Annotated in this window: 18 protein-coding genes and 1 pseudogene; 18 read left to right on the top strand and 1 reads right to left on the bottom strand. The window is 71.6% G+C overall.

What is annotated here, in order from left to right; translation table 11 throughout:
- Positions 1-89: 89 nt before the first annotated feature.
- From V6U90_RS06365 to V6U90_RS06285, 17 genes and pseudogenes are all read left to right on the top strand, one after another.
- Positions 90-500 (top strand): hypothetical protein, encoded by a 411-nt coding sequence (locus V6U90_RS06365; RefSeq protein ID WP_442933536.1) that lies wholly within the window; start codon positions 90-92, stop codon positions 498-500.
- 1 nt (position 501) lies between these two features.
- Positions 502-2,145, top strand: a complete 1,644-nt coding sequence (locus V6U90_RS06360; RefSeq protein ID WP_334431990.1) for a sodium/solute symporter — start codon at positions 502-504, stop codon at positions 2,143-2,145.
- A 201-nt stretch (positions 2,146-2,346) separates the two neighbouring features.
- Positions 2,347-2,610 (top strand): hypothetical protein, encoded by a 264-nt coding sequence (locus V6U90_RS06355; RefSeq protein ID WP_334431988.1) that lies wholly within the window; start codon positions 2,347-2,349, stop codon positions 2,608-2,610.
- A gap of 77 nt (positions 2,611-2,687) precedes the next feature.
- Positions 2,688-3,455: an ABC transporter ATP-binding protein gene (locus tag V6U90_RS06350; RefSeq protein ID WP_334431985.1), complete on the top strand. Its 768-nt coding sequence runs from the start codon at positions 2,688-2,690 to the stop codon at positions 3,453-3,455.
- Positions 3,456-3,553: 98 nt separating this feature from the next.
- Entirely contained in the window at positions 3,554-5,197 is a 1,644-nt protein-coding gene (locus V6U90_RS06345) for an ABC transporter permease (protein WP_334432073.1), read from the top strand.
- Between the two features lie 407 nt (positions 5,198-5,604).
- Positions 5,605-6,138 (top strand): flavin reductase family protein, encoded by a 534-nt coding sequence (locus tag V6U90_RS06340; RefSeq protein WP_334431983.1) that lies wholly within the window; start codon positions 5,605-5,607, stop codon positions 6,136-6,138.
- Between the two features lie 158 nt (positions 6,139-6,296).
- A complete protein-coding gene (locus V6U90_RS06335; protein ID WP_334431980.1) occupies positions 6,297-6,662 on the top strand; it encodes a DUF485 domain-containing protein in 366 nt (121 codons plus the stop codon).
- Entirely contained in the window at positions 6,640-8,313 is a 1,674-nt protein-coding gene (locus V6U90_RS06330; protein WP_334431978.1) for a solute symporter family protein, read from the top strand. The genes V6U90_RS06335 and V6U90_RS06330 overlap by 23 nt, the downstream gene beginning before the upstream one ends.
- A 109-nt stretch (positions 8,314-8,422) precedes the next feature.
- The gene (locus V6U90_RS06325) at positions 8,423-9,400 is read left to right on the top strand and encodes an NAD-dependent epimerase/dehydratase family protein (protein ID WP_334431976.1); all 978 of its coding nucleotides are present in this window, start codon (positions 8,423-8,425) and stop codon (positions 9,398-9,400) included.
- Positions 9,401-9,518: 118 nt separating this feature from the next.
- Positions 9,519-10,745: an LCP family protein gene (locus V6U90_RS06320; RefSeq protein ID WP_334431974.1), complete on the top strand. Its 1,227-nt coding sequence runs from the start codon at positions 9,519-9,521 to the stop codon at positions 10,743-10,745.
- Between the two features lie 593 nt (positions 10,746-11,338).
- Positions 11,339-12,388: an LCP family protein gene (locus tag V6U90_RS06315; protein WP_442933535.1), complete on the top strand. Its 1,050-nt coding sequence runs from the start codon at positions 11,339-11,341 to the stop codon at positions 12,386-12,388.
- 221 nt (positions 12,389-12,609) lie between these two features.
- Entirely contained in the window at positions 12,610-13,527 is a 918-nt protein-coding gene (locus V6U90_RS06310; RefSeq protein WP_442933534.1) for an LCP family protein, read from the top strand.
- Positions 13,528-13,555: 28 nt separating this feature from the next.
- Positions 13,556-13,891 (top strand): rhodanese-like domain-containing protein, encoded by a 336-nt coding sequence (locus V6U90_RS06305; RefSeq protein WP_334431969.1) that lies wholly within the window; start codon positions 13,556-13,558, stop codon positions 13,889-13,891.
- 16 nt (positions 13,892-13,907) lie between these two features.
- Positions 13,908-14,702: a glycerophosphodiester phosphodiesterase gene (locus V6U90_RS06300; protein ID WP_334431967.1), complete on the top strand. Its 795-nt coding sequence runs from the start codon at positions 13,908-13,910 to the stop codon at positions 14,700-14,702.
- A gap of 77 nt (positions 14,703-14,779) precedes the next feature.
- A complete protein-coding gene (locus V6U90_RS06295; RefSeq protein WP_334431965.1) occupies positions 14,780-16,237 on the top strand; it encodes a sensor histidine kinase in 1,458 nt (485 codons plus the stop codon).
- 53 nt (positions 16,238-16,290) lie between these two features.
- A pseudogene (locus V6U90_RS06290) lies at positions 16,291-16,734 on the top strand (ATP-binding protein); the annotation flags it as partial.
- A gap of 208 nt (positions 16,735-16,942) precedes the next feature.
- Positions 16,943-17,830, top strand: coding sequence for a DUF5926 family protein (locus V6U90_RS06285; protein ID WP_334431963.1), 888 nt, complete (start codon positions 16,943-16,945; stop codon positions 17,828-17,830).
- Positions 17,831-17,891: 61 nt separating this feature from the next.
- Here V6U90_RS06285 and V6U90_RS06280 read toward each other — a convergent pair whose 3' ends face one another.
- Positions 17,892-19,118 (bottom strand): arginine deiminase, encoded by a 1,227-nt coding sequence (locus tag V6U90_RS06280; RefSeq protein WP_334431961.1) that lies wholly within the window; start codon positions 19,116-19,118, stop codon positions 17,892-17,894.
- Between the two features lie 165 nt (positions 19,119-19,283).
- Here V6U90_RS06280 and V6U90_RS06275 point away from each other — a divergent pair, with 165 nt between their 5' ends.
- A complete protein-coding gene (locus tag V6U90_RS06275; protein WP_334431958.1) occupies positions 19,284-20,030 on the top strand; it encodes a hypothetical protein in 747 nt (248 codons plus the stop codon).
- Positions 20,031-20,160: the final 130 nt, after the last annotated feature.

Genomic DNA, 20,160 nt, shown 5'->3' with positions numbered 1-20,160 from the left:
GTTGTGCACATCCGGTGGACAGATATCCACAGCCCCTGTGCAGAACGGTCGTACTTGACAATCGCCGCTGGTCGGTGAGACTCCCTCAGGTGGCCGACCCCACCGATCGCCCGTCCAGCCCGGCGTCCCCGGCCGCCCGGCGGACCCGGGTCGTGCTGGCCGAGGCGGCCCGGTCCGGGACCGGGCCGAGTCGGACCCGCACCGAGCTGGCCCAGCAGACCCGGGTCGGTGAGGCCCTCGTCCGGGGCCTGGTCCGGGCCCAGCTCGCGCTGGCGCTGCGGCTCTCCCTGGTGGTGCTGATCGGGCTCGGCGGGCTGCCACTGCTCTTCGCGGTCGCCCCGGCGGTGGGCCGGGCCCGGCTGCTCGGGATACCGCTGCCCTGGCTGCTGCTCGGCGTGGTGTCCTTCCCCTTCCTGGTCGCCGTCGGCTGGGCGTACGTGCACCTGGCCGAGCGCAACGAGCAGGACTTCACCGACCTGGTCGAACGGCCGGAGCGCTGAGGTGGCCAACCAGTTCGTGGTGCCGGCGCTGGTGGCGGTCACCCTGGTCACCGTCGCGATCGGCTTCTACGGGTTGAAGCTGGCCCGTACCACGTCGGACTTCCTGGTGGCGTCGCGCGCGGTCAGCCCGACCTGGAACGCGGCGGCGATCGGCGGTGAGTACCTCTCCGCGGCGTCCTTCCTCGGCATCGCCGGCCTGATCCTCAAGTACGGCGTGGACGTGCTCTGGTACCCGGTCGGTTTCGCCGCCGGGTACCTCGCGCTGCTGCTCTTCGTCGCCGCCCCGCTGCGCCGCTCCGGCGCGTTCACCCTGCCCGACTTCTGCGAGCTGCGGCTCGGCTCGCGCCGGCTGCGCAAGCTCGCCACCGGGTTCGTGGTCTTCATCGGCTGGCTCTACCTGGTGCCGCAGTTGCAGGGCGCCGGGCTCACCCTGACCACGGTCACCGGGGCGCCGTACGAACTCGGGGCGCTGCTGGTGGGGGTGGTGGTGACGGCGAACGTGGCGCTGGGCGGAATGCGGGCGGTCACCTTCGTCCAGGCGTTCCAGTACTGGCTGAAACTGACCGCGCTGGCCGTACCCGCGATCTTCCTGATCCTGCACTGGCAGGCCGACGGTCGCCCGGCGGTGACCCCGCCCGACGGGCCGACGTTCCGGACCGCGACCACCGTGGTGGTCGAGCAGCCGGCGACCCTCACCCTGGCCGACGGTGCGGTGATCGAGGTACGCCCCGGCGACTCCCTCGCCTTCGACGCCGGTGATCCGGTACCGGAGGTGGCTGGCCTGCCCGGCCCGGACGGACTCGACTGGCTGCTGCCGGACACGGCCGGGGACGGCGACCGGGGGCTCTTCGCCACCTACTCGCTGATCCTGGCGACGTTTTTGGGCACCATGGGGCTCCCGCACGTCCTCGTCCGCTTCTACACCAACCCGGACGGCGGCGCGGCCCGCCGGACCACCCTGGTCGTGCTCGCCATGGTCGGCGCCTTCTACCTGCTGCCCACCCTGTACGGCGTCCTCGGCCGGATCTACACCCCGCAACTGCTGGTCACCGGGCAGACCGACGCGGTGGTGGTGCTGCTGCCCGGGGCCGTACTGGGTGACGGCACGCTCAGCCGGCTGCTCTCCGCGCTGGTCGCCGCCGGGGCGTTCGCGGCGTTCCTCTCCACCTCCTCCGGGTTGCTGACCAGCGTGGCCGGGGTGATCTCCACGGACGTGCTCGGGCGCGGCTCGGTACGCGGATTCCGGCTGGCCACGCTCTTCGCCGGGCTGGCACCCGTGCTGCTCTCCGTCAACGTCAGTGACCTGGACGTCTCCCAGGTGGTCGGGCTGGCATTCGCGGTCGCCGCGTCGAGTTTCTGCCCGCTGCTGGTGCTCGGCATCTGGTGGCGAGGGCTGACCGACCTGGGTGCCGCCGCCGGCATCCTCGCCGGTGGCGGGGCGGCGGTCGGCGCGGTCCTGCTCACCGTGCTCGGGCTGCCGCTGCACGGCTGGCCGGCCACCCTGACCGCCCAACCGGCGGCGTGGACGGTGCCGTTGGCGTTCACCGTGATGGTGCTGGTGTCGGTGGCGTCACGCCACCGGGCGCCGGCCGATGTCGGCGCCACCATGCTGCGCCTGCACGCCCCGGAGGCGCTGCGGCTCTGAGCAGGTAGGCCCGGCCCACCCCGCCGGTGTGCCCCGCGCCCGGATGGGAAGTCAGCAGGCCACAGCGGCAGGAGCGAGGTGACGGAGTTGGCAGCAGAACGGAGACCGGTCGGTACCGAGGGCCCTCAGTCCGTCGGCCCGTGGGGCACCACCGGCGAAATCGACCGGGACCCCCCGTGGGGGGCCGGCGAGGACTCGCCGATGGACGAGGGCAGCGAGGAGACCGCGGTTCCCCCGGGACGACGCGGTGACCGGCGGGCCGGTGCGCGGACCACGATCGCCGACCGGCACGGGTTCGGCCCGGTGGAGCCCACCCGGACCCCCGAGGCCGGACCGGGCGCACCACCCGACCCGGCGCCCTCTCGGCGGACCTTCCCGGACGACCGGGCCGAGGGTGACCTGGCGGACAACGCGCTGGAGGAGCAGACCGGCATGCATCCGGAGGGCCGCCCACCGGCGCGGTAATCTCTCCTGCTCAGGGAGGACGGCAGCTCCTTCCGGCGCCCGAGCCAGGTGCTGCGCAGGGCGGCTACCGTCGGAGCATGACTGGTGCGGAACATCCCGCCCTCGCACTGCGCGGGCTGGTGAAGCAGTTCGACGGCAAGGTGGCCGTGGCCGGCGTCGACCTCGACGTGCCGGCCGGCTCGTTCTTCGGCCTGCTCGGCCCGAACGGTGCCGGGAAGACGACCACGCTCTCCATGGCCGTCGGCCTGCTGCGCCCTGACGCGGGTGGCACGTGGGTGCTCGGCCATGACGTCTGGGTCGACCCGGTGCAGGCGAAGCGCCTGCTCGGGGTGATGCCCGACGGGGTACGCCTCTTCGACCGGCTCACCGGGGCCGAGTTGCTCGCCTACCACGGCCTGCTGCGGGGGATGGACCCGGCCGTGGTGGACCAGCGGGCCGCCGAACTGCTCGACGTGCTCGCCCTCGCCGATGCCGGCCGCACCATGGTGGTCGACTACTCGGCCGGCATGAAGAAGAAGATCGGCCTGGCCTGCGCCCTGCTGCACGGGCCGCGCCTGCTGGTCCTGGACGAGCCGTTCGAGGCGGTCGACCCGGTCTCCGCCGCGCTGATCCGCGACATCCTGCACCGGTACGTGGGCGGGGGCGGCACCGTGGTCTTCTCCAGCCATGTCATGGAGGTGGTGGAGCGGCTCTGCACCCACGTGGCGATCCTGGCCGAGGGAACCATCAAGCGGGTCGGCACGCTCACCGACGTACGCGGCGACCGGTCCCTGGAGGAGGTCTTCGTCGAGGTGGTCGGTGGCCGCACCGCGACCGGTGAGGAGTTGGCGTGGCTGTCGAGGTGACACCGCTGGCCGGGTCGACCGGGCCGGTCGGCTCCGTGCCGCCGGTCGGTTCGACGGAGCCGGTCGGGTCGACGGAGCCGGTCGGCTCGACGGAGCCGGTGCGCCGGGTCGGCGCCGGCCTGTTCGTCCGGCTCAAGCTGCGGGTGATGCGTAACAACTTCCGTGGCCAGGGCTGGCGGATCGCGCTCTACGTCGTCGGCGCGCTGTTCGCCCTCTGGTTCGCGGCCACCGGGTTCTTCCTGCTCGCCGCGCCCGGGCTGGCGGACGGGTCCCAGTTCGCGGTTCCCGCCGCCGCCTTCGGCGGCGGGTTGCTGGTCCTCGGTTGGACGCTGCTGCCACTGGTGCTGTTCGGGGTGGACGAGACCCTCGACCCGGCCAGGTTCGCCCTGCTGCCGTTGACCCGCCGGACCCTGGTCACCGGCATGTTCGCCGCCGCGTTGGTCGGTATCCCGGCGATGGCCGCGCTGATCGCCACCAGCGGTCTGGTGGTGACCGCCTGGTCGCTCGGCGGCTGGTCGGCGGGTCTGGTCACGGTGGTCGGGGTGGTCGCCGGCCTGCTCCTCTGCGTCGCCGCCAGTCGGGCGGTAACCAGCGCGTTCGCCACCATGCTCCGGTCCCGCCGGGTCCGGGACCTGGCGGCGATCCTGCTGGCGGTGCTCGCGGCCCTGCTCGGGCCGCTCCAGATCGCCGTGCTGGTCGCCGTCGAACGGGCGGACTGGGACCAACTGGCCGGGGTGGCCGAGGTGATCGGCTGGACCCCGTTCGGGGCCGCCTACACCGCCGGCATCGATGTGGCGCAGGGCCGGGCCTGGGCCGCGCCGGTCAAGCTGTTGATCACCGTACTGACCATCGGGGCGCTGCTGCTGTGGTGGTCACGGTCACTGGAGTCGGCCATGGTGGGGGCCGCGAGCGGCGGCTCCGCATCGAAGCGCCGGCAGGTCACGGGTACGCCGGTCGCGCAGCTCTTCCCCTGGGCCGCCGGTTGGGTGCGCCGGGACAGGTTCGGCGCACTGGTGGCCCGGGAGGCCCGGTACTGGTGGCGGGACGCCCGGCGGCGGGCCAACCTGATCACCATCGCCGTGGTCGGCGTCTTCGTACCGGTGATGGTGAACGTCGGCAGCCAGGGACTGGTCAGCGGGGAGCAGGGCTTCACGGTCTCCCCGACCACGGTCGCCCTCTCCATGGTGTTCGTGGGGGTGCTCGCCTCGGTGACCCTGGCCAACCAGTTCGGTTTCGATGGCAGCGCGTACGCCGCGAACGTGATCGCCGGGGTACCCGGACGGCTGGAGCTGCGGGCCCGGGCCGTCGCGTTCTCCCTCTACGTGGTGCCGCTGCTGGTGACGATCAGCGTGATAGTCGCGGTGGTGCTGCGGGAACCGGCCTGGATCGGCGTGATGGCGGGGTCCCTCTTCGCCGCGTACGGCGCCGGGCTGGCGATCAACGTGTTCGTCTCGATCCTCGGGGCGTACGCGCTGCCGGAGACGAGCAACCCGTTCGCGGTGAACAGCGGAGCCGGGGTGACGAAGGGTCTGCTGACCCTGGTGTCGATGGTCGCCTCGGTGGCCGTCACCATGCCGATGGTGGTGGCGACCGCCCTGCTCGGCGGGGTCTGGTACTGGCTGGCCCTGCCGGTGGGTCTGGCGTACGGCGTCGGGGCGGCCCTGCTCGGCACGTACCTCGCCGGGGACGTGCTGGACCGGCGGATGCCGGAGCTGCTCACCGCCGTGACACCACGCCGCTGACCGGCCGACCTGGCGCCGCTGACCGGCGGACCTGGCACCGCTGACCGGCGGACCTGGCGCCGCTGACCGGCGGACCTGGCGCCGCTGACCGGCGGACCTGGCGCCGCTGACCGGCGGACCTGGCGCCGCTGACCGGCGGACCTGGCGCCGCTGACCGGCGGACCTGGCGCCGCTGACCGGCGGACCTGGCGTTCGGGTGTCCGGCGGACCTGGCTTTTGCGTGTGGTCGGCGACCTCTCGGCGTCGGCGTACTGGGGACCGGACCACACCGGCCGGTATCCGGAGCCGGCCGGCAAGGAGCGAAACAACCTGCTGACCCGGAAGATCATCGTCAGCGGGTGACCCGGCACGGCACACCACATTCCGTTCATGGAGTCCGCCGCTCCGGCCACCGGGGCGGCGGCACAATGTTTCACGTGAATCCAGAACCGGGCGCGGAGATCCACCACACCGATCCGTTCGCCACCCCGGTCGGTGAACGCTCCCCGGTACGCCGGCTGCGGGGCCGACTGGCTGCGACGGTGACCCTCTGGACCGCGCCGGGCCCGGCCGGGCTGACCGTCTCCTCCACCCTGGTCGCCGAGGGGGAACCGGACCGGCTGCTCGGCCTGGTCGACGAGGAGTCGGACCTGTGGGCTGCGGCTTCGGCCGCCGGCCGGTTCGCGGTGGCCGTGCTCGGCCCGCCGCACCGGCAGCTCGCCGACCGGTTCGCCGGACTCTTCCCCGCCCCGGGCGGGCTCTTCGCCGCCGGCGAGTGGATCCCGACCGACTACGGACCGGTACCGGCCGACGCCGGGGGTTGGGTGGGGTGCCGGCTCGACGGGGCCCGGGAGTACGGCTGGGCGCTGCTCGTGGAGGCGACCATCGAGACCGTCGCCCTCGCCGAGGAGGGGACGCCACTGCTGCACCACCGGGGCCGGTACCGCCAACTGGGCGACTGAACGGTACCGCTCACCGGAGTGACACAGGTCACTCGGCGCAGCAGTCGTGCCGTTCGGCGCACCCGCCGACCCGGCCGCCCGACGGTCTTTCGGGGGCGTCGCCGCAGTCCCTACCGTGCGCGAAACTCCCCACACCTGTTGAAGGTGGTGATTCACGCATGTCTACGGATACCCCGGCATCAGCAGCGGGCACGTCCAACCGGTACGTCGCCGTCCAGGAGTCGGCAGAATTCGCCGGACTACGGAAGACCCTGCGCGGCTTCATCTTCCCGATGACCGTGGCGTTCTTCCTCTGGTACGCGCTGTACGTGATCCTCTCGGCGTACGCGCGGGACTTCATGGGCACCCGGCTGTTCGGCAGCAACATCAACGTCGCCCTGGTCTTCGGGCTGCTCCAGTTCGTCTCCACCTTCCTGATCGCCTGGCTCTACGCCCGGTACGCCAACCGGCGGATCGACCCGGTCGCCGACCGGATCCGCGCCGAGGTCGGGGAGGTGAACCATGAACACGGTCCTCGCGGCTGAGGCCACCAACAGCACCGCCCGTACCCTGACCATCACGCTCTTCGTGGTGCTGGTGGCGGTGACCCTGGTCATCACCATCTGGGCGAGCCGGCAGACCCGGACGGCCACCGACTTCTACGCCGGTGGTCGGTCCTTCTCCGGCTTCCAGAACGGCATGGCGATCGGCGGCGACTACATGTCGGCCGCCTCGTTCCTCGGCATCGCCGGGATCATCGCCCTCTACGGGTACGACGGCTTCCTGTACTCGATCGGCTTCCTGGTGGCCTGGCTGGTCGCGCTGCTGCTGGTGGCGGAGCTGCTGCGCAACTCCGGCCGGTACACGATGGCGGACGTGCTGGCGTTCCGGATGCGGCAACGGCCGGTCCGGACTGCGGCGGCGGTCTCCACCATCACCGTGTCGATCTTCTACCTGCTGGCCCAGATGGTCGGCGCGGGCGCGCTGGTCGCCCTACTGCTCGGCATCCGGCCCGGGACGACCTTCCTGGGCATGGACGCGGACACCGCGAAGGTCGCCACCATCATCCTGGTCGGCGCCCTGATGATCATCTACGTCACGGTCGGCGGGATGAAGGGCACCACCTACGTGCAGATCGTCAAGGCCGTGCTGCTGATGGGCGGCACGCTGGTGATGACGCTGCTGGTCCTGGCGAAGTACAAGTTCAACCTGTCCTCGCTGCTCGGCGACGCCGCCGCCTCGTCCGGCAAGGGCAGCGCCTTCCTCGAGCCAGGGCTACGGTACGGCGTGGAGGTGGCCGGCAACGCCACCCAGACCTTCTACAACAAGGTCGACCTGCTCTCGCTCGGCATCGCGCTGGTCCTCGGCACCGCCGGCCTGCCGCACATCCTGATCCGGTTCTACACGGTGCCGACGGCGAAGGCGGCCCGCAAGAGCGTGCTCTGGGCGATCGGCATCATCGGCACCTTCTACCTGTTCACCCTGGCACTCGGCTTCGGTGCGGCGGCCCTGGTCGGGCGGGAGGCGATCACCGCGCAGGACAAGGCCGGCAACACGGCGGCACCACAGCTCGCCCAGGCACTCGGGGTGGACTTCCTCGGCGGTGAGGTGGGCGGTGCCGCGATGCTGGCGATCATCGCGGCGGTCGCGTTCGCCACCATCCTCGCCGTGGTGGCCGGGCTGACCCTGGCCTCGTCCTCCAGCCTCGCGCACGACTTCTACGCGAACGTGATCAAGAACGGGCAGGCGTCGGAGCGGCAGGAGGTGAACGTCGCCCGGATCTCCGCCTTCGTCATCGGTGCGGTCTCCATCCTGCTGTCGATCTTCGCGCAGAGCCTGAACGTGGCGTTCCTGGTCGCGCTGGCCTTCGCGGTCGCCGCCTCCGGCAACCTGCCGGCGATCCTGTACAGCCTGTTCTGGAAGCGGTTCAACACCTCCGGCGCGGTCTGGGCGATCTACGGCGGTCTGCTCGCGGCCGTGGTGCTGGTGTTCTTCTCACCGGTGGTCTCCGGGGCGCCGACCTCGATGTTCCCGGACTCCGACTGGCAGTGGTTCCCGCTGTCCAACCCGGGCATCATCTCGATCCCGTTCGGGTTCCTCTGCGGCTTCGTCGGCACCCTCCTCTCCAAGGAGAACGACGCCGAGAAGTACGCCGAACTGGAGGTCCGCGCCCTCACCGGCGCCGGCGCCCACTGAACCGTAAGGAAGGGCCCCTTCTTATCGCATTCGGTATAGGAAGGGGCCCTTCCTAACACCCGTGACCGGTGGGCGGTTCCCCATCGCGGTTCTGGGTAGGCTGACGGGCATGAAGGTTGCCCCTCGTTTCGGATCAGGTCACCGCGTTCTCGTCTCCGGTGGGGCCGGCTTCGTGCCGTCACACCTGGTGGACTCGCTGATCGAGCGGGGCTGCACCGTCGTCGCCGTGGACAACTTCGTCACCGGTACCAAGGAGAATGTCGCCCACCTGGCCGACAACCCCCGGTTCACGCTGGTCGAGGCCGACATCTCCGAGGGCCTGCCGGACCACCACCCGGCGGTCGCCGAGCGGTTCGACGCGATCCTGCACATGGCCTCGCCGGCCAGCCCCACCGACTTCGCCACCCTGCCGGTCGAGATCCTGCGGGTCGGCTCGGTGGCCACCCTGCACCTGCTCGACCGGGCGGTGGCCGACGGTGCCCGCTTCCTGATGGCATCCACCTCCGAGGCGTACGGCGACCCGCTGGAGCACCCGCAGCGCGAGACGTACTGGGGCAACGTGAACCCGATCGGCGTCCGGAGCGTCTACGACGAGGCCAAGCGGTTCGCCGAGGCGTCGACCATGGCCTACCACCGGTACCGCGGGCTGGACGCCGCGATCGTGCGGATCTTCAACACGTACGGGCCGAGGATGCGGCCGGACGACGGCCGGGCCATCCCGACCTTCATCAACCAGGCCCTGCGGGGCGAGCCGATCACCGTGCACGGCACCGGCGCGCAGACCCGGTCGATCTGCTACGTCGACGACCTGGTACGCGGCATCCTGCTCCTGCTCGACTCCACCGAGACCGGCCCGGTCAACTGTGGCACCGAGCACGAACTCTCCATGCGGGAACTGGCGGAGCTGATCGTGTCACTCGCCGGCAGCGACTCCGAGGTGAGCTACATCACCCGGACCGCCGACGACCCGGAGAAGCGCCGTCCGGACCTGACCCTGGCCCGCGAGCGCCTCGGGTACGCCCCGCAGGTCGCCCCGGAGGACGGGCTCCGCCGGACGATCGAGCACTTCCGCCAGCGACTGGGGTGACATCGCGCCTGCCGCTGCCAGCCGCCGCGCCACGCGACGACACTCCCGCTACAACCCCGGCCGACACTCCCGCTGCGACCCGGGCCGACGGTGGCCGAGCCTACGTACCCTGAGTTACATGTCAGCGACCACGCCTGCCGGTTCCCCGCTCCCGGACGGCCCGCGCCGTCCGGTGGGTACCTCTGCCGGACGCGCCTCCGTACCGGGGAGCCGGCCGCCGGCCGAGGGCCGGCTCCCCGGCCGTGACCCGCACCCCTCCGCACCGGCTCCGGGCGGCGGCCGGGGTCCGGGCGGTCCCACCAGTCCGGGCGGCCCCGGTGGCCCGGGCGGGCCGGCCGGCCGAGGCGGTCCCCGCCCGCGCTGGGGCCGGATCGGGCTGGTGGCGGGTGTCGCCGTGCTGGTCCTCGCCCTGCTGGGTGGCGCCGGTGCCTGGTTCTACGCCCGGGGTCTCAACGACGACCTGGCCCGGACGGATCCGTTCTCACAGATCACCGGTGGGCGGCCGGCGAAGCAGGTGGAGGGCGCGCTCAACATCCTGCTGGTGGGTACCGACTCACGAGACCCGGACGCCCCGCTGGACAAGGAGAGCCAGTGGCGGGCCGACACGATCATCGTGATGCACATCCCCTCCGACCATAAGTCGGCCTATCTGGTCTCCATCCCCCGTGACCTCTACGTACCCATTCCGGACGGGCCCCAGGCCGAGTGCGGTTCCGGGCAGCGGGCGAAGATCAACGCCGCGTTCGCGTTCGGTGGGCTGCCGCTCGCGGTCCGCACCGTCGAGTGCTTCACCGACGTACGGCTGGACCACGTGATGGCGATCGACTTCGCCGGCTTCAAGGAGGTCACCGACGCCCTCGGCGGTGTCGACCTCACCGTCGAGCGGACCATCACCTCGATCCACCCGCCGCGCCGCAAGTTCACCAAGGGCGTCAACCACATGAACGGCGCCGAGGCGCTGGACTGGATCCGTCAACGAAAGCAGTTCCCGGACGGGGACTTTGCCCGGATGCGGCACCAGCAGGAGTTCCTCCGCGCCCTGATGGACAAGGCGGCCAGCGGCGGCACGCTCACCAATCCCGCGAAGCTGAACTCGTTCCTGAAGGCGACCACCGATGCGATCACCGTGGACCAGGGGTTCTCGCTGGTCGACATGGCGCTCCAGTTCCGGCACCTGCGGGGGGAGAACCTGATCTTCGTGACCAGCCCGCACAACGGCAGCGACATGATCAATGGCGAGTCGGTGGTGGTCTCCGACCGGGCGAAGGCGTTGGCGATGTACCAGGCGATCGCGGCGGACAAGATGACCGACTGGGTTCGCGCCAACCCGCCGGCCGGCCAGTAGCACCCGGCGGGTCAACCCTTGATCCGTCACCGGCCCCCGGCGGGCAATACCTGCCGGGGGCCGGTGACGTACCGAAGCTGATTCATCCGGTCGGGTGCAATGCCCCCCACCGATCGGCCAGAAATTTCTTCCACCATTTTGGCCGGAGACCGGCAACGATCGGCGCAGATGAGAGCGACCGGCAATAGGGCGGTGGAGGCGAGGCGGGTTCTGGCCGAGGGTGGCAAGGCGGAGGAGGAGGTCATGCCGGTGTTGCATGGCCGACGACGACAACGCCGCCAGCCGACGTGCCAGGGCGCGCCGCAGCTCCGCCAGTCCTATTGCCGGTCGCTCTATGAGAAACTGTCCACAGAATGGCGGGCACATGAACTCGCCAGGACCGGTTCCGATCCGTACAGTGGGCAAGCCCCCTGACTGTGCGAGCTGGAGCAGGCATGCCGGTTGACACCCGCCGTCGTCCCCCGTCGATGGATCCCGGCACCCCTGCACGGGCTGCCTCTGCGATACACCCGCCGACCGGCGCCGGGGGCCGCGCCGGAGGTGCCGGCAAGGGCGGACGATCCCGACGCCGGGACCCGCTCTGGGCCCGACTGATGGTGATCGTCGGCGTGGTGCTGATGATGACCAGCGGGGTGGCCATTGTCGGCAGCAAGGCGTTGATCAGCCAGGCCACCGGGGACATCGAGCAGACCAACCTGCTCGGCGACGCCGGAAAGTCCGACGCCGAGGGCGGCAAGGACCTCAACGGCCCGATCGACCTGCTGCTGCTCGGTGTCGACGCCCGGGCCCGGCTGGCCGCCGACGACGTGCGGGCGGACACCATCATCATCCTGCACATCCCGGCCACCCACGACCAGGCGTACCTGATCTCCATCCCCCGGGACACCGAGGCGCACATCCCCGCCTTCAAGAAGACCGGCTACCACGGGGGCGTCGACAAGATCAATGCCGCGTTCCAGGCCGGCGCCCGCAACGGCGGCGGCTGGGAGGGCGGCGCCCAGCTCATGGCGCAGACCATCAAGAAGATGACCGGGGTCAGCTTCGACGGCGCGGCGATCATCAACTTCGGCGGCTTCAAGAAGATCATCGACGCGCTCGGCAGCGTACGGATCTGCGTGGCGCAGGAGACCAAGTCGATGCACATGGTGATGGTCGACGGCAAGCCGATGTGGAACGCGGACGCCAAGAAGACCGGCAAGAAGATGACCCCGGTGGTGCACAAGACGGGCTGCCGGGAGATGAAGGGCTGGGAGGCTCTCGACTACTCCCGGCAGCGCAAGGAGCTCAAGAACGGCGACTACGACCGGCAGCAGAACCAGCAGCAGCTGATCAAGGCGATGGCCAAGAAGGCCACCGAGGGTGGCGTCAACGTGGTCAAGCTCAACCGGCTGATCAAGGCGGCCGGTGAGGCGCTGGTGCTGGACACCGGCGGCGTGCCGATCGCCGACTTCGTCTTCACCATGCGCGGCGTCACCGGCAACGAACTGACCCTGCTCCGCACCAACGGCGGCACCTTCGCCACCGGCGGCTCGGGCCGGGAGGTGCTGAACGAACAGAGCCTGGAGATGTTCCGCGCGGTCAAGGAGGACCGGCTCGCCGAGTTCGTCTACGCCAACCCGGAGGTACTGTCCGACCGCAAGTAGCGGCGCCGGGCATTTCACGAATCACCATCGGGCCGACGAACCGGACCGTAGCCTGACGTGAGCAGGTATCACGTACCAGGCTTCGGGAGGATGTCACGGCCAGGTTCCGACGAGCGACGTCGACGCGTACCGGATCGGGTGCGGACCGCCGACGGACCCCGCGCTGGGCGCGCGGCCTGCTCGCGCTCGGCGTCGCGCTGGTCCTGCTCGCCGGGCTCGGCGTGGTCGGCCTGCGGATGCTCTCCGACCGGTACGACCGCACGGTCGCCCGGGAACTGCTGCTCGACCCGGCCGCCCGACAGGACCGCACCGATGTCTCCGGTCCGCTGACCTACCTGCTCATCGGCTCCGACCGACGGCCGAACAGCAACAGCCCGGAGACCCGGGCGGACACCATCCTGATCGTGCACCTGCCGGCCGGACTGGGCCGGGCGTACCTCATCTCGGTTCCCCGGGACCTGCTGGTCGGCATCCCCGCCGGAGCCGGCTACCCGGGTGGCAACGACAAGATCAATGCGGCGTACCAGCACGGTGGCGGCGGCGAGGGCGGTGCGCGGCTGCTCTCCGTCGCCCTGGCCCGGCTCACCGGCCTCCGCTTCGACGGTGCCGCCCTGATCGACTTCGCCGGAATCCGGAAGGTGGTCGACATCCTCGGCGGGGTACGCCTCTGCCCGGAGACCGAGGTGCGCTCGATCCACACCGGCCACGTCTTTCCCGCCGGCTGCCAGCACCTGACCGGAGCACAGGCCCTGGACCTCGTCCGGCAGCGGTACGACCTACCCAACGGCGACTACGACCGGCAGCGTCACCAGCAGCAACTGCTCCGGGCGATGCTGGACCGGGCCGCCGCGACCGACCTGCGGGGCGACCCGGTCAAGTTCGACCAGGTGCTCCGCGCGGTCGGCTCCTCACTGACCGTGGACACCAACGGGGTACCCCTGGACGACCTGATCCTCGCCCTCCGCGAGCTGGGCTCGGACGCCCTGCTCGGGGTGCAGGTCCCCTCCCACCCGCAGACCATCGACGAGGTTTCCTACGTCCTGCTCGACCAGGGCGCGAGCGGCCTGTTCGAGGCGGTCCGGGAGAACCGGGTCGAACAGTGGGCCCGGACCAACCAACGGTGGGTGAATCCGTCGTGACCGGGGTGGCCCTCTAGGCTTGGTAGCCGTGTTCGGACCAAGGGTGCCCTCCGTTCCTGCCTCCGCTGTCGGCGACGACGCCTACCTGCTCGACGTACGCGAGCCGGACGAGTGGACGGCCGGGCACGCGCCCGGCGCCCACCACCTGCCGATGATGGAGGTGCCAGCCCGGCTCGCCGAGATACCGACCGACACCGAGATCGCGGTGATCTGCCGCTCCGGCGGGCGGTCCGGCCAGGTGGTGGCCTACCTGATGCACAACGGCTGGGAGAACGTCCGCAACGTCGAGGGTGGGATGCACGCCTGGGCGACGGCCGGCCGGCCGGTGGTCACCGACGACGGCCGCCCCGCCCGGGTGCTCTAGGCGTCGGTCGGCCGTGGTGCACGCCCCCCTCGTGTTCGCCCACCGTGGTTCCTCCGCGGACCTGCCCGAGCACACCCTCGCCGCCTACCTGCGTGCCCTCAACGAGGGCGCCGACGGGCTGGAGTGCGACGTCCGGCTGACCCGGGACGGCCACCTGGTCTGCGTACACGACCGCCGGCTGGACCGGACCAGCAACGGCCGGGGTCGGGTCAGCGCCCGTACCCTGGCCGAACTGGAGGAACTGAACTTCGGCTCCTGGCACCCCGGTTGCCCGCCCGACGACGACCCGGACGCGCCGCTGGACGGTTCGCACACCCGGCTGCTCACCCTGGAACGGCTGCTCGACGCGGTCACCGCCGCCGGCCGGCCGGTCCGGCTGCTGATCGAGACCAAGCACCCCAGCCGGTACGGCTCGGCGGTGGAGCGGCGGTTGGTCGAACTGTTGCGCCGGTACGGGCTGGACGCCCCGGGGCCGGACGATCCGGTCCAGGTGACCGTGATGTCGTTCTCCCCGCTGGCGGTACGCCGGATCCAGGAACTCGCCCAGGACCTGCCCACGGTGCTGCTGCTGGAGGTGCTGCCCCGCTGGCTGTGGCTCGGGCGGCTGCCCTTCGGGGTACGGATCGCCGGTCCCGGGATCAACCTGGTCCGGTCCCGCCCACAGCTCGTACCGGCGCTGCGGGCGGCTGGCCACCGGGTCTACGTGTGGACGGTGAACGAGCCGGCCGATCTGGACCTGGTGCTCGAATCCGGGGTGGACGGGGTCATCACCGACCGGCCCGCGCTGGTCCTGCAACGGTTGGGTCGGTAGGGGTGCCAGGCCACGCCGGAACGTACCCGGCCGGTGCCGGGGTGTCCCCGACCGCGCCGAACGGGCAGACTCGGGACATGCCGGAGCGCCCCGACTATGCCGCTCTCCTCGCCGGGCACACCGTCGTCATCGAAATGATCAATTCCGGTGACGCGGGGCTTCCGGTCCTCACCCAGCTGCTCCACCTCACCCAACGGTCGATCGGCGCCGCCGGGACGGCGTTCGTCGAGTACGGCCCGGTTGGTGGGCGGATCATCGCGGCGACCGGGGCCACCCAGTGGGCGCTGGGCCGTCCGGTGCCGCTGGACGACCCGACCGCCGACTGTCTCTTCACCGGTCCCCGGGTCCAGTCGGTACGGGTGGGCGCCCTCAGCGGCGAGCTGGCCGCCGAACTCGACTGCCGGGGTCTCGGCCGGATGATCGTGGCCCGGGCCGAGATCGGCGGGGTGGTGGTGGGCAGTCTGCACGCCCTGCACCCGGGTAGCGACGATCCGGGCGGCCCGGAGCAGTTGACCGTGGTGGCGTACCTGGCGTCCTGCATCGCGCACATGTACGGCGACCAGAGCGGGCTACCGGTACACGGTGACGGGCCGGTCGTCGCGGCCCTCGCGGACGGACTCGCGATCGTCGACCGGGACGGTCAGGTCCGGCTCTGGAACCCGGCGGCGGCCAGGGTCACCGGCCGCCCGGCGGCCCAGGCGCTGAGCCGGCCACTGCCGTTCCCGATGCCCCCCTCCGGGCAGGTACTGGACCACCGGCTGCCGGACGGCCGGTGGATCCGGATCACCTCCGGCGAGCTACCCGCCCCGGGTGTGCACCGGGTGGTCACCTTCCGGGACATCACCGACCAGCAGCAGCGTGACCACGACCAGGACCTCTTCGTCGCGGTGACCAGCCACGAGCTGCGTACGCCGGTCACCGTGATCAAGGGGTACGCCGACACCCTCACCAACCACTGGGATTCGCTGGACGACGCCGACCGGCGCAAGGCGGCCCGGGTGATCGGGCAACGCGCCGACGAACTGGCCCGGCTGGTCGACCGGCTGCTCTCCTCGGCGGCGGAGAGCGGACCCATCGGCAGCGCACCGGCCCTCTTCGACCTCACCGCCGCCCTGCGGGCCGCAGTGGACGACCTTCCTGCGGATCTCCGGCACCGGTTGGCCCTCGGCCTGCCGGCGGATCTGCCCCGGGCGCTCGGTGACCGGCACAGCCTGGCCACCACCCTCACCGAGTTGGTCACCAACGCCGGTAAGTACTCCCCGGCCGGATCCGCCATCGAGATCAGCGCCGAGGCCGACGAACGGACGGTGGCGTTCCGGGTCAGCGACCGGGGCATCGGTGTCCGCCCTGAACACGTCGAGCGGGCGTTCGAACGGTTCTGGCAGGGGGAGTCGGGTGACCGGCGCCGCTACCCGGGCGCCGGCCTGGGGCTCTACCTAGTCCGGCGGATCGTCGAACGACAGAATGGCTGGGTATCCCTCCGCCCACGTCCCGGTGGCGGTACCGTCGCAGAGGTGCGACTACCACGCGGGTGAGCCCGTGGGGAGGGACGACGGTGGCTGCGACGTCGGGTGAGCGTTCGTGGTGCGTGGTGGTGCCCCACCACCCCCGGGGTGCCCGGCTGGCCCGGCACCGGCTCGCCGGCGAGCTGGCCGGGGTCGTGCCACCGGAGTTGCTGGCCGACCTGGTCGCCGTCCTCGCCGAACTGGTCGGCAATGCCATCCGGCACGCCGAGCCGCTGCCCGGCGCGGTGGTCCGGGTGGCGTGGCGGATAGGCCCCGCCGACGCCGGTCCGCTGGTGCGGATCAGGGTGACCGACGGGGGCGCTGCGGCGACACCCCGGATGCGGGCGGCCGGCCCCACCGCCGCCGATGGCCGTGGCCTGCACATCGTCGCCGCGCTCGCGGACCGGTGGGGCGTCGAACGGGACGGGTTGGGGCAGAGCGTCTGGGCGGAGTTCTCGGTGACCGCGCCGGGCAGGGTCGGTACGGAAACGGTCACCGCGCACCCGGTCGCCCCGGCAGTCGTCGCCCCGGACCCGACCGACCCGCGGATCGTCAAACCGGGACCGGTCGCTGCGGGACCGGTCGGCGCAGGAACGGTCGGCGCAGGAACGGTCGGCGCAGGAACGGTCGGCGCAGGAACGGGGGTGCCGCAGAGCGCTGTGCCTCCGGCACCTCAGCAACCGCACCTGGTGCCGGCGCCCTGAACGGGCCTCCGGACGCTTAGGCTGTCTCGCCGTGAGCAAGCGTCGAAAGAACACCCGGTCCGCCACCGACAGCGCGCCCCGGCGCGAGAAGGTGCGGGACATCTTCAATCCGCGACCGTTCGAGGGGCTGGCCGACGAGCCGGAGTGGATCGCCCTGCGCGAGCTGGTACCGGCCGCCTCGGCGCCGCTGCGCCTGAAGCCGGAACTGGTCGAGGAGTACGGCGACCGGCCGGTCACCCTGGCCACCGTGCTGCCGATGGCGGCCCCGGCGATGACCAAGCCGGACGGCCGGGTGCTGATCGGCCTGCAACGGCACGTCCAGTCCGGCGACGTCTCCCGTGACCTCGCCGAGGCGCTGCTCTGCGCGCTGCGGACCGAGCCCGGCCGGCAGGTCACGGTGCCGCCGCTGCCCGGCCCGGGGCCCCGCCTGACCGACGTGCTGGTCGACGGGCCGTTGGAGATCAGCATGCACGACGGTTTCGAGTTCTGGCTCGACCCGGGTGCGACCGACGACCCGTCCGTGCAGGCCTCCCTGGAGCGCGCCAACGCGGCGATCTACCCGACCGTACGGATGACCGGGGCCCGGGCTGCGTACTGGTGCCAGGTGCCGGAGAAGGCACACGTGCGCTGGGTGCTGCCGGACGACGAGGACGCCGCCCTCGACGCGCTGGCCCGGCTGAGTGTCGCCGGCACGCTGACCCTCGGCGAGGGTACGAAGTTCGCCGGCATGTTCCGGGCGCACGGCCGGCTCATCCCGGTCTGGGACCTGCCCGAGCAGACGCCGGCCGGGGAGTGGGAGGGGTCGGTGGCCGAGTTCGCCAAGCGGTACGCCGAGGCGCTGGCCGACCCGAGCGCCCTGGACGCGGCGGGCCGACGTGCCCGGCACGGCCTGCTCGGTCGGCAGCTCACCCTGCGCTGACAACCATAGGAGCATCCCGGCCGGCTGCCCGGGCCGCATCCCGGGTGGCCGGTGGCACCGCTCAGCCGGCGCCGGCCGGCGCCGGCCGGAGTGCTTCCCGCACCACCGGGCAGGACATGCAGCGGGGCCCGCCCCGACCGGAGCCGAGCTCCGATCCGGCGATCTCGATGACCTCGATGCCGGCGCGGGCCAACTGGGCGTTGGTCTCCACGTTGCGCTCGTAGCCGATGCAGAGCCGGGGTGCGATGGCCAGGGTGTTGTTGCCGTCGTCCCACTGCTCCCGTTCGGCGGTGACCGGGTCCAGCCCGGTGTCGATGACCCGGAGCACGTCGAGGTCCATCGCGTCGGCCGCCGCACGCAGGAACGGGGCCGGACCGTCCACCTGCGGCTCGCCGTCGGGTCCGGCGATCACGGTGTACGCCGACAGACTGCCGGCGATGTTGGGGTACATCAGCACGGCGTCGACGTCCACCATGGTGCAGACGGTGTCCAGGTGCATCGTCGCGCGTTCCTGGGCGATCGGCACGACCAGGATGGTGTGGGCCAGTCCGGCCACGAAGACCCGGCGGGCCAGGCGTTCCGCCCCGGCCGGTGTGGTCCGTTCGCCGACCCCGACCGCCACCACCCCGGGCGCGAGCAGCAGGACGTCACCGCCTTCGAGGTGCTCCAGCTCGGGCCGGTAGACCAGCTCCGTCCCGGAGAAGCGTGGGTGGTGCCGGTAGATGGCACCGGTGAGGGTGGTCTCCCGCCGCCGGGCGGGCATGGCGAGGCTGGTGACCCCGGCCCGGTCGCCGACCCAGAACGACGAGTCCCGGGTGAACAGCAGGTTGGGTAGCGGATCGATGACGAAGTCGTGCCGGTCCATCAGGGTGTAGACCAGCCCGCCGGGCCGGTCCCAGCTGGTGTGCAGTTCCTCGTGGGCCAGGCCGGCGATCAGTACGTCGGCCAGGGCTCCCGGGTCGAGGTACGCCAGGTGGTCGGCGACCCGGCGGCGCAGCGTGTCGCCGAGCCGGGGATCGTCGAGCACATGCTCGGTCAGTTCGGCCCGGGCGTCGGCGACGGCGAGCGTCTCGGCCAGCAGGGTACTCAGGTAGAGAACCTCGACACCGTGCTCGCGCAGGGCGCGGGCGAAGGCGTCGTGTTCCTCCTGTGCCCGGCCGACCCAGGGGATGGCGTCGAAGAGCAGCGAGTCGTTGTTCCGGGGGGTCAGTCGGGCCAGCTCGGGGCCGGGCCGGTGCAGCAGGACGGTGCCGAGCCGGCCGACTTCACTGTCGACGTAATGGGCCACCTCAGCAGCGTAGGCCAGGGGGTTGGCACCATCCGGGAAAAGAGGCTTTGGTTGAATACGGCATTCATCCCTACTCACTCCGGCGCTTCAACTTGCAACTTGCTGGGAGTGGCCACGTAGGGTAGTGATGACATAACTTCAAGGGACCTTTTGCCGGAGGTCACGATGACTGTGTTCCCAGCTCGCCGAGCGGTACCCACCGCACGAGCCCTACCCCCCGCCACCGCACCGCGACCCAACGCCGGGTCGGGGCTGCTGGAGCCGGCCCGACCCACCCCACTGGAGTGGGCCCGTCGCCGACGTGCCGAGCGTGGTGCCCGACGGGTGGAGGCAGCCGGTGCCCGGGCCATCGGGCAGTTGGACCACCTCGGACCGTCCTGGCACGTGGTCGAGTGGCCCCGGACCGACCCGGCCGCCCAACTGCTGGATCTGGACCGCAGTGGACAGCACGACCGGGCGGGTTTCCTGGCCATCGGCCCCAGCGGCCTCTTCGCGGTCACCATCGCCGACCACGGCCGCTCCCGGGTGCTGGTCGCCGGGGACGTGGTGCAGATCAACGGGAAGCGCCCGGCGTACGTCGCCGAGGCCCGCCGCGACGCCAAGCGGGCCGGCAAGGCGCTCACCGCCGCCGTAGGGAGGCCCATCCCGGTCACGCCGGTGCTCACCTTCGTCGGTTCGGGCGACATCAGCGTCTACGGCCTGCCCAAGGACTGCCTGGTGGCGACGCACCGCGAACTGGACCGCCTGCTGATCGCGGGCGGCAACCGGATCAGCCCGGCCACCGCCGAGAAGCTCTCCCGGGTCGCGCAGCATCCGTCGACCTGGATGGACGGCTCGTACCGTCCGGCGGCCGACTACCGGTGGTACGAGGACGGCCGAACGGCCGCTGACAAGCGGGCCAGCCACCGGTAACGTCACCGGCGCCACGCTGGCGGGGGGCGTAGCCCGACAGTACGCCGCACTGCCTCCGACCGCCGCCGCCCATCGGCCCGGCCGGAGGCAGGAAGCCGCAGTGTCACGGGGTGGCCCGGTACGGTCACTA

Source organism: Micromonospora sp. CPCC 206060 (assembly GCF_036906895.1).
In the GTDB taxonomy this organism is placed as follows: domain Bacteria; phylum Actinomycetota; class Actinomycetes; order Mycobacteriales; family Micromonosporaceae; genus Micromonospora.
Note: the sequence above shows the minus strand (reverse complement) of the source record. Positions and strands in the feature narration are given on the sequence as shown.

Excerpts from the sequence above, each read along its gene's own strand:
- V6U90_RS06355 (WP_334431988.1), top strand. The coding sequence starts at position 2,347 with ATGGACGAGGGCAGCGAGGAGACCGCGGTTCCCCCGGGACGACGCGGT.
- V6U90_RS06350 (WP_334431985.1), top strand. The coding sequence starts at position 2,688 with ATGACTGGTGCGGAACATCCCGCCCTCGCACTGCGCGGGCTGGTGAAG.
- V6U90_RS06340 (WP_334431983.1), top strand. The coding sequence starts at position 5,605 with ATGTTTCACGTGAATCCAGAACCGGGCGCGGAGATCCACCACACCGAT.
- V6U90_RS06335 (WP_334431980.1), top strand. The coding sequence starts at position 6,297 with ATGTCTACGGATACCCCGGCATCAGCAGCGGGCACGTCCAACCGGTAC.
- V6U90_RS06330 (WP_334431978.1), top strand. The coding sequence starts at position 6,640 with ATGAACACGGTCCTCGCGGCTGAGGCCACCAACAGCACCGCCCGTACC.
- V6U90_RS06325 (WP_334431976.1), top strand. The coding sequence starts at position 8,423 with ATGAAGGTTGCCCCTCGTTTCGGATCAGGTCACCGCGTTCTCGTCTCC.
- V6U90_RS06320 (WP_334431974.1), top strand. The coding sequence starts at position 9,519 with ATGTCAGCGACCACGCCTGCCGGTTCCCCGCTCCCGGACGGCCCGCGC.
- V6U90_RS06315 (WP_442933535.1), top strand. The coding sequence starts at position 11,339 with ATGGTGATCGTCGGCGTGGTGCTGATGATGACCAGCGGGGTGGCCATT.
- V6U90_RS06295 (WP_334431965.1), top strand. The coding sequence starts at position 14,780 with ATGCCGGAGCGCCCCGACTATGCCGCTCTCCTCGCCGGGCACACCGTC.
- V6U90_RS06275 (WP_334431958.1), top strand. The coding sequence starts at position 19,284 with ATGACTGTGTTCCCAGCTCGCCGAGCGGTACCCACCGCACGAGCCCTA.